8 protein-coding genes are annotated in these 11,780 nt (G+C 62.3%); 5 read left to right on the top strand and 3 right to left on the bottom strand.

What is annotated here, in order from left to right; genetic code table 11:
- Nucleotides 1-42 precede the first annotated feature (42 nt).
- Genes CJ010_RS23265 through CJ010_RS23245 form a run of 5 tightly spaced genes read left to right on the top strand, consistent with a single transcriptional unit; the run spans nucleotide 43 to nucleotide 4,808 of the window.
- Nucleotides 43-762, top strand: a complete 720-nt coding sequence (locus CJ010_RS23265) for a TIGR03759 family integrating conjugative element protein (RefSeq protein WP_141020258.1) — start codon at nucleotides 43-45, stop codon at nucleotides 760-762.
- The gene (locus CJ010_RS23260; RefSeq protein ID WP_141020257.1) at nucleotides 747-1,367 is read left to right on the top strand and encodes a lytic transglycosylase domain-containing protein; all 621 of its coding nucleotides are present in this window, start codon (nucleotides 747-749) and stop codon (nucleotides 1,365-1,367) included. Before CJ010_RS23265 ends, CJ010_RS23260 begins: the two co-directional genes overlap by 16 nt.
- On the top strand, nucleotides 1,364-1,897 hold the full coding sequence (locus CJ010_RS23255; RefSeq protein ID WP_141020256.1) for an integrating conjugative element protein: 534 nt from the start codon (nucleotides 1,364-1,366) through the stop codon (nucleotides 1,895-1,897). Before CJ010_RS23260 ends, CJ010_RS23255 begins: the two co-directional genes overlap by 4 nt.
- An 8-nt stretch (nucleotides 1,898-1,905) precedes the next feature.
- Nucleotides 1,906-4,062: a type IV conjugative transfer system coupling protein TraD gene (gene traD, locus CJ010_RS23250; RefSeq protein WP_141020255.1), complete on the top strand. Its 2,157-nt coding sequence runs from the start codon at nucleotides 1,906-1,908 to the stop codon at nucleotides 4,060-4,062.
- Nucleotides 4,059-4,808 carry a TIGR03747 family integrating conjugative element membrane protein gene (locus tag CJ010_RS23245; protein ID WP_141020254.1) on the top strand — a complete coding sequence of 250 codons (750 nt, stop codon included), beginning with the start codon at nucleotides 4,059-4,061 and terminating at the stop codon, nucleotides 4,806-4,808. Before traD ends, CJ010_RS23245 begins: the two co-directional genes overlap by 4 nt.
- Here CJ010_RS23245 and CJ010_RS23240 read toward each other — a convergent pair whose 3' ends face one another.
- The 3 genes from CJ010_RS23240 to CJ010_RS23230 are packed head-to-tail and all read right to left on the bottom strand — an operon-like array spanning nucleotide 4,809 to nucleotide 11,772.
- Nucleotides 4,809-7,931: a DEAD/DEAH box helicase gene (locus tag CJ010_RS23240; RefSeq protein WP_141020253.1), complete on the bottom strand. Its 3,123-nt coding sequence runs from the start codon at nucleotides 7,929-7,931 to the stop codon at nucleotides 4,809-4,811. It abuts the gene before it with no gap.
- The gene (locus tag CJ010_RS23235) at nucleotides 7,921-8,739 is read right to left on the bottom strand and encodes a Hachiman antiphage defense system protein HamA (RefSeq protein WP_141020252.1); all 819 of its coding nucleotides are present in this window, start codon (nucleotides 8,737-8,739) and stop codon (nucleotides 7,921-7,923) included. The genes CJ010_RS23240 and CJ010_RS23235 overlap by 11 nt, the downstream gene beginning before the upstream one ends.
- An 18-nt stretch (nucleotides 8,740-8,757) precedes the next feature.
- Nucleotides 8,758-11,772: a type III restriction-modification system endonuclease gene (locus tag CJ010_RS23230; RefSeq protein WP_141020832.1), complete on the bottom strand. Its 3,015-nt coding sequence runs from the start codon at nucleotides 11,770-11,772 to the stop codon at nucleotides 8,758-8,760.
- Between the last annotated feature and the right edge of the window lie 8 nt (nucleotides 11,773-11,780).

Below are 11,780 nucleotides of genomic sequence, written 5' to 3'. Positions count from 1 at the left end.
GGGGGCTTCAGCCTCCTTGAGGCGGCTCGGCGGAGGCTGACCATGATCCTGCGTTCGTTGTTCGCTGCCGTCGTCCTGTTCGCCGCTTTCGGCGCATCCGCCCAGCCGGCCCCGGTGACGAACTCGCGCATGGTGCCCGCCCAGGTGCAGCCGGGCGCCGAGGCGGCGCTCGACGAGAGGCAGGCGCGGGAGTGGGGGCTTCAGCCCGAGGAGTGGGCGCGCTACCGGCAACTGATGCAGGGGCCGCTCGGCGTCTACTCCCCGAACCTCGACCCGCTCACGGCGCTGGGCATCGAGGCCCGCAGCGAGGAGGAGCGCAGGCGCTACGCAGAGTTGCAGGTGCAGGCCGAGGCTCGGCGCGTCAGCAAGACGCTGGCCTACCAGCGGGCCTACGACGCGGCGTGGCAGCGCCTGTTTCCTGGCCAGCCGCGCGTGAGCCTGCCCGGTGCCAAAGCGCCGGGTGCTGGCAACACCGGCTCCGGGCGCCTGGCGGTCTTCGTCAAGGCCGACTGCGCACCGTGCGCGCAGCGCGTGCAGCAGTTGCAGGCGGCCGGTACGGCCTTCGATCTCTACATGGTCGGCAGCCGTCAGGACGACGTGCGCATCCGGCAGTGGGCCACCCAGGCGGGCATCGACCCGGCCAGGGTGCGCGCCCGCACCATCACGCTCAACCACGATGCGGGGCGCTGGCTGTCGCTCGGCCTGCCCGGCGAGCTGCCGGCCGTGGTGCGCGAGGTGAACGGCCAATGGCAGCGGCAATAGGTGCTCCGGGCCGGGAGCGTCGGCCGTCCCGCGTCGCCATCCGCTGCGCCAGCGCCGTGCTGCTGCTCACCACCGTCGGCTGGGCGCTGGCCGCCCTGGCGCGGGAAGTCCCGCCGCCGGCCTATCAACTGGCGGCGCATCGTGCAGACGTGCCGGCGGCGGTGCTGTACGCGGTGGCCTTGCAGGAGAGCGGCGCCATGCTGCGCGGGCGCCTGATCCCCTGGCCGTGGACGCTCAACGTCGCCGGCTCGCCACAGCGCTACGCCACCCGCGTCGAGGCCTGCGCGGGGCTGCACCGTGCGCTCGCCCACACGCCGGCCAATCGCATCGACGCCGGCCTTGGCCAAGTCAATCTCGGCTACCACACGCATCGCTACACGCAGCCCTGCGAGCTGCTGGACCCGTACCGCAACCTCGCCATCGCTGCGGAAATCCTGCGCGAACAGCACACGCCGGGCGAGGACTGGCTGCTTGCCATCGGCCGCTACCACCGGCCCGCCGGCGGGGCACCCGCGGCGCGATACCGGCGCAGTGTGCATCGGCACCTGACCCGCGTGCTCGACCCCGACGTTCCCGTTCCAACTCTCCAGGCCACCACGCCATGAACCACACCGTCCTCATCGCCGCCATCGGGCTGCTGTCCACGACCACCATCTTCGCCCAGACCGTCTCCGGGCCGCTGATCGTCGTCGAAGACCGCGGCGGCGACTCCACGCTGCCGTACTACCAGTCGCTGAATCCTCAGCCGGATCAGGCCACGCCGCCGGCCCCGATGCCAGCCCCGCGCGTGGGCAACGCGGCCGACGCCGAAGCCGCCATGCTGCCGGTGCGCTCGACGCAACTGTCGCCGGGCGAGGTGCAGCGCCGCGTCATCCGGGCGCCGGGCCTGACGGCGCTGTTCCTGATCGGCGACGACGAGCGTTCGCGCGCCTGGCTGCTGCAGCGGCAGGCCGCGCTGCGCGAGCTGGGGGCCGTGGGCCTGGTGGTCAACGTGGAGTCGATGGCCGCGCTGACGGCGCTGCGCAGGCTGGCTCCTGGCCTGACCCTCTCGCCGGCCTCCGGCGACGACCTGGCCCAGCGCCTGGGCCTGCGCCACTACCCGGTGCTCATCACGTCCACCGGCGTCGAGCAGTAGGTGCACAAATGGCCCAACCGCACGCGGTCGAGGTGCTGCTGCGGCCAGCGGTGGAGCTTTACACCGTGGCGGTCTGCACCGGCGCCGCGATTCTGTGCCTGGTGGCACCGTGGTCGCTCGCGCTGAACCCGCTGCTCGGCTTGGGCTCGGCGCTGGCCTTCCTGACCTTCGGCGCGATTCGCCTGCGCGATGCCTGGGCGATCCTGCGTTATCGCCGCAACATCCGCCGCCTGCCGCGCTACGTGATGACCAGCCGCGACGTGCCGGTGAGTCAGCAACGGCTGTTCGTCGGCCGGGGCTTTCGCTGGGAGCAGCGGCACACGCACCGGCTGATGCAGACCTACCGGCCGGAGTTCCGCCGCTATGTCGAGCCGACGGCGATCTACCGGGCCGCCCGGCGGCTGGAGGAGCGGCTTGAGTTCGCACCGTTTCCCATCTCGACGCTGGCGCGCGCGCTGGCCTGGGACAGCCCGCTCAACCCCGCGCGGCCGCTGCCGCCGGTCGGCGGACTGCCGCGCCTGCATGGCATCGAGCCGCACGAGGTCGACGTCACCCTGCCGCTGGGCGAGCGCGTCGGCCACAGCCTGGTGCTGGGCACCACGCGCGTGGGCAAGACGCGGCTGGCCGAGCTGTTCATCACCCAGGACATCCGCCGCAAGGTCCGCGGCGAGCACGAGGTAGTGATCGTCTTCGACCCCAAGGGCGATGCGGACCTGTTGAAGCGCATGTACGTCGAGGCCAAGCGCGCCGGGCGCGAAGGCGAGTTCTACGTGTTCCATCTGGGCTGGCCGGACATCTCGGCGCGCTACAACGCCGTGGGCCGGTTCGGACGGATCTCCGAGGTGGCCACGCGCATCGCCGGGCAGCTCTCGGGCGAAGGTAACAGCGCCGCGTTCCGCGAATTCGCCTGGCGCTTCGTCAACATCATCGCGCGCGCCCTGGTGGAACTGGGACAGCGGCCGGACTACCTGCTGATCCAGCGCCACGTCATCAACATCGACGCGCTGTTCATCGAGTACGCCCAGCACTACTTCGCCAAGAACGAGCCGAAGGCCTGGGAGGTCATCGTCCAGCTCGAAGCCAAGCTGAACGACAAGAACATCCCGCGCAACATGATCGGGCGCGAGAAGCGCGTGGTGGCCCTCGAACAGTACCTGTCCCAAGTGCGCGTCTATGACCCCGTGCTCGACGGTCTGCGCAGCGCCGTGCGCTACGACCGGACGTACTTCGACAAGATCGTCGCTTCGCTGCTGCCGCTGCTGGAGAAGCTCACCACCGGCAAGATCGCGCAACTGCTCGCACCGAACTATTCCGATCTGTCCGACCCGCGGCCGATCTTCGACTGGATGCAGGTCATCCGCAAACGCGCGGTGGTCTACGTGGGGCTGGATGCGCTGTCCGACGCCGAAGTCGCGGCGGCGGTGGGCAACTCGATGTTCAGCGACCTGGTCTCGGTCGCCGGCCACATCTACAAGTTCGGCATCGACGACGGGCTGCCCGGCGCCGCGGCGGGCACCAAGATCCCGATCAACGTCCACGCCGACGAATTCAATGAACTCATGGGTGACGAGTTCATCCCGATGGTCAACAAGGGCGGCGGTGCCGGCGTGCAGGTGACGGCCTACACGCAGACCTTGAGCGACATCGAGGCGCGCATCGGCAACCGCGCCAAGGCCGGCCAAGTGGTCGGCAACTTCAACAACCTGTTCATGCTGCGCGTGCGCGAGACCGCCACCGCCGAGTTGCTGACGCGACAACTGCCCAAGGTCGAGGTGTACGCCACGGCACTGATGAGCGGCGCCACCGACAGCTCCGACCCGCACGGCAATACCGCCTTCACGTCCAACACCCAGGACCGAATCAGCAGCAACAGCGTGCCGCTGATCGAGCCGGCGCACGTGGTGGCGCTGCCCAAGGGCCAGTGCTTCGCGCTGACCGAGGGCGGCAACCTCTGGAAAGTCCGCATGCCGTTGCCGGCACCCGACCCCGACGAAGCCATGCCGAAGGATCTGCAGGAGCTGGCCGGCTACATGCGACAGCACTACGTCGAGGCAGGAGACTGGTGGGAGAACCAAGGCATCCCCGGCCTGCAGGACAAGGCGCTGCCCGACGACCTGCTGGACGACTTCAAGCAGATGGCCGCCGCTGAAGAGGCCGAAGCATGAGCGATCCGGCCGTCGCGGCCCAGCGCCAGCAGCAAAGACAGCAAGGCCTGATCGCCGGCCTGGTCACGCTGCCGTTCCGCTTCTTCGGCGTGCTGTGCGGCGCGCTGCTGCTGTGCATCCTGATCGAATGCGTCGGCATGTACTTCTTCTGGCCCGATCAGGGCTGGCGCCACGCGCAGGGCATGCTGCACTACGAGTTGGATCAGCTCTCCACGCATTTCACGCGCAGCGCGCTGGTGCAGGAGCCGGGGCGCACCGCGCACCGGCTGGTCGAGCTGGGCTACGACTGGCTGTTCGTGAAAAGCGGCCTGCTGGACTGGATACGCGATGCGTCGGCGCAGGCCAGCGCCGGCAGCCATCGCCCGACCAAGGATTTCCGCCACTACATCGGCTTGGTCTACGTGAACGTGGAAAGCTACCTGATCGCGGCGGCCTACACGACGCTGGTCTTCCTCGTGCGGCTGCTGGTGCTGTGCCTGACCCTGCCGCTGTTCCTGATGGCCGCCTTCGTCGGGCTGGTGGACGGCCTGGTGCGCCGGGACATCCGCCGCTTCGGCGCGGGACGCGAGTCGGGGTTCATCTATCACCGCGCCAGGGCCAGCCTGATCCCGCTGGCCGTACTGCCGTGGGTGACTTACCTGGCACTGCCGGTCAGCGTGAACCCGTTACTGATCCTGCTGCCCAGCGCGGTGCTGCTGGGGGTGGCCGTGTGCATCGCGGCGGCGACGTTCAAGAAGTATCTGTAGCTACTGCAGGAGTTCATTTATTCGCTCCTGGAAATACCTTGGGTATTTTTCCATCACCGCATTGGCTCCGTCCCGGTCTTGTTTCAGCGCCTTCACGAGATCGTTCTTTTGAGTCGCTGCCAAGTTCAAGGATGCGGCGAGGTCCTGAGAGATGACACGGTCCGAAAAGCCAAGCTCATAAAGGGCAATGGTGGTTTCCGTGGGCAGACCATATTTCAGGCGCTTTTGAAAAAGTTGCAGACGATTGATCAGCTCGCCGGTGCCATCTTGGTCGAGTGTTTCAATGAATTCACACACAGCGCCCACAACAAGCGCGCCGTCATAAGCGAGCGTCCCTTCGCAGACGTCGACGACATGATCGATCTTGAACTCCCTCCGGCGGGTGCCCCATATCATCTTGGCTTTTCGCTTACGGATGATTTTCAGGAGATCGCTGAAGGGCTTCCCACTGATCCATCCATGCACGATTTCTTTAAGCACCTCCGGTTTATCGAACTTGGTGAATACGCCACCGCTGATATGCCGGGTAAGCAATGGCCAGGCAAGATCGAGGGCTTCTGTTTCATCAACAATCGAAAGCAGGCTGTCAGCGTTGGAATGAACCCATCCCTCAATGGCTTGGGCATCCTGAACACCGTAAAGCGTCCTGCCGTAGATTCTACGGCGAGATGGATCGGTGATGTTTGCGGAAATGTTCCCAGCGAGAAGCTGAAACAACTCTCGGATATGTTCCTCTTTCTGTTCATCAGCCAGGAAGAAAGCAAGCGTCCCTTCGGCCAAGCGGGTCACATCAGCTTCCGAAAGACCATCCTCCGATTCCTCCCAATGGGATAATAGAAAGCTCTCGACGGCACAGATGAGGCTGACTCTCCAGGCGACTTGGCGCTCGACACCGTCTCGTGAGAATCCTTTGTCTCCATGTCGTGCGGCTATCCCGGCAGCCAGTTTGGCAACTTCATCAGGATCGTCGATATAGGCCTTGGCAAAATCCAGAGCCTCCATGGTGATGGTGTATTTCTCGTCATCACTCTTGATGGGGTCGAAGATCGATAGAAGATTGCTGATGCATGGCTCAGAATTGCGCGGCTCCAGAAGTTCTTTCACCTGATCCCAGCGCCATTTGTCGCTGCGAGCCTTTCGCTTGTCATAGATCACCGGATCTGCAAACAGGATACTGCCTTCGGTATGCATCCCGGCGCGACCCGCTCGACCAATGAGGTTGTGGAAATCGCGAACCTTTATACGCTCCATGCCCTGGTAGACACTGGTCACGATGAGGTATCGAATCGGAAGGTTTACGCCCTGCGCCAAGGTGGATGTGCAAACAACGAATCGCACAAGGCCGTCGCGCATGGCATGCTCCACCGCCAGTCGGATACCATGCGGTGTATTACCATGATGGGAAAAAATGCCGTGTGCCGCGCTCTGGGACGCTGGGGCGTCAGCGCCGAGATTCTCGACGTGCAGATGGGTCAGTCGCTCAACTTCCTGGGCGTCAGAAAAATCTGACGGCAAGGCCACGGATGCGCCTCGCTCGATAATATCGACGGCCTTTTCGCAGACGCTGGCCGCTGTCGACTTCCTTCCGCAGAAAACAGCGATACTGCCATTCGGGACCAATTTCAGACCAAGGTAAAGTGCGATAGCCTGCCCGTCAGTCTTTTCAGGAAAAAAACGGTCCGTCCTTTCCCGCTTCTTCCTCCCGAGATTGAATCTTTCAATCACCCTCGGAACGAAAAATTCGTTTTGTTCGGCGTCACGGCTGTCGACGTACTCGATCCTTCCCAACTGATCGAGCCAGCTCGCGAACCCGACCGACCTGAAAGTGGGAATCAGGGTTGTGCCTTCGACGACATTGGGCTCGCCGTTCAGCCATTCTCCGACAGCCTCGGCATTACTGATGACTGCTGAGATCAGCACCTTCTGGGCACCTTCGGGAATCATCGAGCGCAGCGATGTTAGGAGCAGCTCGTATGTGATGCCTCGGGTGCCGCTGTCGAATTGGTGGCCTTCATCAAAGACCAGCAGGCCAACGTGGGCAGCCAGCTCCGGAGCGTGCCGAAGGACGTAGAGCAGCTTCTCTGGGGTTATAACCAGGATCTGTTGGTGCCCCAGGAGTTCGGCAATCTCGAAGTCGGTCTGTAGGGCATCGGATAATTCATCCACCTTGGTGGGTTCGTTGTGGAATGCCTCGACGAGGCTGTTCTTGATCTCATGGCACAGCGCCCTGAACGGGGCGATGATGATGGCCAGTGCTACGCGGTCAGCCAGAAACGCGCTTCGAAGGATCAGTTCCGTTGCCTTGGTTTTGCCAGCGCTGGTGGGCATTTGAACGATGGCAGACTTGCCTTTGAGAACATCAGCCTTGCCCAAGAGGTGTTGCGCAGGCCAGAGTTCCTTGATGAACGAATCCTTTTGCAGCGCATGGAGCCATTTGTCGCGGGGCAGCCCGGAATATGACGGCAAAGCCTTCCAGGCGGAATTTTCGAGCTTTTTCCTCAGAACGGCCGCGATCACATCACCAAAAAGAAGCTGCCTGGGTGTACCGAATTCATAGACGGCGTCCCTCAGCTTCGTGGCCAAATCGAGAAGATTATCTTCGCCATTCCCATCCTCGAAAAACTGGAGAATCCATTTTGAAATCCCGTCGATGAATCCGCCGAATGGCCCCTCAGCTCCATCAAAATAGGTTCCCAGATCGGCCTGCAACAACCAGAGCAACAGGTTTTCCAAACCATCGCCATCCAGATCCGGGCAGTCGCCATCGATACGCTTCGCCAATACCGACGCGCTTCCGGGAAGATCGCACAGGTAATAGGAGGCGGAGCCAAGAAGTACGAGGTATGGATCAAGTGTCTCGTTCAGCTTTGATTGGAGGTAGGAGTCGAAAAAACGGGCAGAGAAAAGCAGATTGGTACTCAGCTCCGAGAGGGAGCCGGGATCTGGCTCCTCCCGGTTGATAGCGGCGGCAAGGTCGCCCAGCAAGCCAATCGAGATGGTGAAGAGCTTGGCCGGATCTTGGGTGATTTTGATGTGATGCTCTCCCGGAACACCATACTCGAGCATCTTGGCCTTTGACCGGGTAACGCCAAGCAGGAGTTGGGATTTCTGTTCAGGCCTCATCCGCAGCCCTCCTGTAGAGCTCGTGGACGAGTGCCATCATCTGATCCCCTTTGATAACCACTAACGCAAGGTCACCTGAATGCGGATGAGACGAGGCATCGGTCGAGGATGTCAGGTGGCCGTCAAAAAGTGGATTCTCAAAAAGCGCGACAGCCCCATAAACTTCCTTGTATGGGTGATCTACTTCGTTCTGGAACCGCTCAATTTTTTCGGCATCATTAAGATCATTCCGGCCATGCAGCCTTTGCTTGATGGCATTTAAAGACTCCGCCTTCCGTGCGATGTCTTTTGCCGAGCCATCTACCGCATCTTGAAGTCTCGCCTTGGCCTTCTTTCCTGAGAATTGCGCCTTCGCTTCAAAAATTGCCAGCCTATCCTTCGAAGAGGCTTGGCCATCCTTGACGATATGAAAGCCGATTATGTCGCTGCCTTTGGTAGACTCATTCCGAATGGTTTTGTCACCGTAGCGTGTGCGTGGAACCCAGTAGCCAAGTAGGTATTCAAGAAAATCGGCAACCAGCACTTCTCCAAAGTCGCCAGCGCGGATACTTGGTCCTGGTGCATCTTTTGGGTCCGGGAACTTTATGGTGTTGAGATACTCTCCGCGAGAACACTTGTACCCTCTGCGCCAATAATCGATTTCGCTGTCAAAGCAGTAGTGATTCCGGAAGTGTTTCGCCCATGCGGAGAGCACATCGTCGTCGTCCTGATGCTGCAACTCCCAGACTTCCACCTCCTTGCCGTCGGCGGTCTTCAGTCGTTCGCCGGTGTCGACGAGCCATTTGACGTGTTCCGAAGTCCAAGGCATTCACGTCCCATCCCTGATTTATGCCTTCGCAGCATCCGCCAGCACGTCGTCCACCGAACGCGCCACGACGTACTTCGCCGGATTCTCGCCAACCGCCAGCGCCTGAAAATGCGCCTCGCCGCAGGCGATCTTTGCGCGCTCCTTATTGCGCAGGTCGTCAGTGAACAGGCTGCCCTTGGTCTCCACCACGAAGTACAGTCGCTGCGCTCCACCTTCGTCCACTAGCACGGCCCAGTCCGGGTTGTAGGTTCCCAGCGGCGTGGGCACCTTGAACCAGCCCGGAAGCTTGGCGTAGAGCTTGATGGCGTCGTTCTTCTCCAGCGCGTCGGCGAAATCGCGCTCGGTGGTGGAGTCGTAGACCACGTGCTCGTAGATGGACTTGCCCGTGTCCATCAGCATGTTCTTCAGATAGCCGGTCAGCTCTTCCTGTTCGAACAGCTCCTGCGCATAGACGTGTTGGTCGCCCAGCTTTCGGTACTTGATGCCGTCGACCAAAGCCAGGCGCTTGCAACGGTTGATGGTCTCGGCGGTCAGCTCGATGAACTGCTGTGGGTTGCGCTTGAAGTCGTCCAGCCGCCCGCTGCCGCTCAGGATGGTGGCGATGCTCCGGCGGGTGAGCTGGGTGCGATCCTGGAGGTCGGTGAGCAGGTCCGGCAGTTCGATGTCCGTCTCGTCCAGGACGACGGTTGCCGCGCCCGCTTTCTCCGTGGCCTCCACACCTGCCTTGCCGATGGCGATGTCGGCCTTGCGCCATTGCAGCCGGGCCTTGGGGATGGTCGGGGCTTGCCGGAGCGAATCAATGCAGTTCTGAATCAGTGTGTCATTGTCGAACTGCACCCGGTAGGTCGTCTTGTGCTTGATGCGATCCCAAAGCTCCTTGAACTCGGGGCTGAGATAGATGCCCTTGCGCACGGCAACCTGCTTGCGCTCGTCGGCGTTCTTGATCTCTAGGCGGCCCGACACCTTGCGCAGTACCTCGGCGATCTGACTGCGCTGCGCGTCGAACTCTGCAGGCAGCGCCAGCGTTCCATCCTTCAGCGCCGTCTTCAGCGAGTCCTGCACCTTGCCCTTGGCGTCGATGTGGCCCGCAGCCTTCAGGTGCTCCCATAGCGCCTTCGACTGTTCGACACCCAGGGGCACGGTCTGGCCATCGGCCGCCGTCACGGCGATAGCAGCGAACTGGTGTTGCTCGACGATGCCGAAGCGAATGCCCGTGTCTGCCTCGATCTCCTTCTGCAGGTTCTCGGCGAACTGCTCGTAGTTCTCGGTGGCGATCACGGTCAGGGTGTTGACCTCGAAGCCGCGCACGCGCTCGCCGTTCTGGTTGACGGCGAGGCGCAGCCCCCGGCCGATGGTCTGCCGGCGTTCGCGCTCGGTCTGAATGTCGCGCAGTGTGCAGATCTGGAAGACATTGGGGTTGTCCCAGCCTTCCTTGAGCGCCGAGTGGGAAAAGATGAACTTGAGCGGCGTGTCGAAGGACAGAAGCTTTTCCTTCTCCTTCATGATCAGGTTGTAGGCACGCTCGGCGTTCTCGCGGTTGTTCGCGTTGTTTTCGCTGGTATCCGTCCAGCCGCCTTTCTTGTCGATGGAGAAATAGCCGTTGTGGACCTCTTCGGCGGCACTCGCCAGGTCGATCTCCTCGAACAGGCTCTGGTAAGCGGGGAGCTTGGCCGCACGGCGATACTCCTCCTCGAAGATGCGCGCGTAAGGCCCTTTGACGGGGTTGCCGTCCGAATCGTAGGAGCGGTACCTGGCCACCTCGTCGATGAAGAACAGCGACAGCACCTTGATCCCGAGCGGGCGCAGCCGTTTCTCCTTGTCGAGGTGCTCCTTGATGGTGCGGCGGATCATCTCGCGCTGCACGGCCAGGGCATCGACATCACCATGCGCTTGTCCCACCGTGAGAAAGGTTTCGCCGCCGGGGTAGCGCAACTCCAGAAACGCTTCGTCCTTGGCAGTACTGATCTCACCGACGCGAAAATCGGCGTAGATGGCGCGCTTGGCGACCTGTTCCAAGTCATCGCCATCGGAAACGGTGACTTCTTGCCGTTTCACGCCACTGGCGGTTGCCACATCGAGCTCCACGCGGGCGGAGATCGTCCCGCGGCGGTTGGCAACCGACACCAGCCGAACGAACGGTTTGTTGTGGGCGTTCTCAACGGTGGCCGATGCCACTTCGATCTGCTTGACCAGCTTGCGCTCGTAGGCATCCACGGCGTCGAGGCGGAACACCATGTGGTGCTTGTCCACATGGGTCGCGGAATAGCGCAGGGTGCACAGCGGATTCATCGCATCGAGTGCGGTCTTGCCTGCCCCGGTCAGACCGCCGTCCACGCTTTGCGGCTCGTCCACGATCACGACCGGCCGCGTCGCCTTGATCAGATCGATGGGCTTCTCGCCGCCGGTCTTCTCGCTGTCCTTGTAGAGGTTGTTAACGTCCTTCTTGTTGATGGCGCCGACCGTGACCACCATGACCTGGATGTTTGAGCTGGTGGCGAAGTTGCGCACCTGGCCGAGCTTGCTGGAGTCGTAGAGGAAGTAGTCGAAGGGCACGCCGGCATAGAGCCCCTTGAAGTGCTCCTCGGTGATCTGCAGGGTCTTGTAGACGCCCTCCTTGATCGCCACCGACGGCACCACGATGACGAACTTGGTGAATCCGTAGCGCTTGTTCAGCTCGAAGATGCTGCGCAGGTAAACGTAGGTCTTGCCGGTGCCGGTTTCCATTTCGACGGTGAAATCGCCCGAGACCAACGCGCCGGAAGGCGGCAATCCCCCACGCAACTGGATGTCGGCCAAGTTCTGGTGCAGCTCGTCGTCCAGCAATGTGAGGCGGTTGCCGACGCCCAGGTCCGATTCAGCCACGCCGAGCGTCATTTGCTGCGGCCCTGTGCCGGTGGCTGAATCGTCCGCAACGGGTGCCTTCATGGTCACCGTGAACTCGGTACGGCACACCTCCTGGCCGCGGAACAGATCGCAGACCGCCTCGATGGCCTGCAACTGGTAGTCGAGGTTGGGCTCGAAATGCAGTTTCATCGCCACGC

The organism is Azoarcus sp. DD4, from assembly GCF_006496635.1.
In the GTDB taxonomy this organism is placed as follows: Bacteria; Pseudomonadota; Gammaproteobacteria; order Burkholderiales; family Rhodocyclaceae; genus Azoarcus.
Note: the sequence above shows the minus strand (reverse complement) of the source record. Positions and strands in the feature narration are given on the sequence as shown.

Coding starts and splice junctions, on each gene's coding strand:
- CJ010_RS23265 (WP_141020258.1), top strand. CDS start 43: ATGATCCTGCGTTCGTTGTTCGCTGCCGTCGTCCTGTTCGCCGCTTTC.
- CJ010_RS23260 (WP_141020257.1), top strand. CDS start 747: ATGGCAGCGGCAATAGGTGCTCCGGGCCGGGAGCGTCGGCCGTCCCGC.
- CJ010_RS23255 (WP_141020256.1), top strand. CDS start 1,364: ATGAACCACACCGTCCTCATCGCCGCCATCGGGCTGCTGTCCACGACC.
- traD (WP_141020255.1), top strand. CDS start 1,906: ATGGCCCAACCGCACGCGGTCGAGGTGCTGCTGCGGCCAGCGGTGGAG.
- CJ010_RS23245 (WP_141020254.1), top strand. CDS start 4,059: ATGAGCGATCCGGCCGTCGCGGCCCAGCGCCAGCAGCAAAGACAGCAA.
- CJ010_RS23240 (WP_141020253.1), bottom strand. CDS start 7,931: ATGAGGCCTGAACAGAAATCCCAACTCCTGCTTGGCGTTACCCGGTCA.
- CJ010_RS23235 (WP_141020252.1), bottom strand. CDS start 8,739: ATGCCTTGGACTTCGGAACACGTCAAATGGCTCGTCGACACCGGCGAA.
- CJ010_RS23230 (WP_141020832.1), bottom strand. CDS start 11,772: ATGAAACTGCATTTCGAGCCCAACCTCGACTACCAGTTGCAGGCCATC.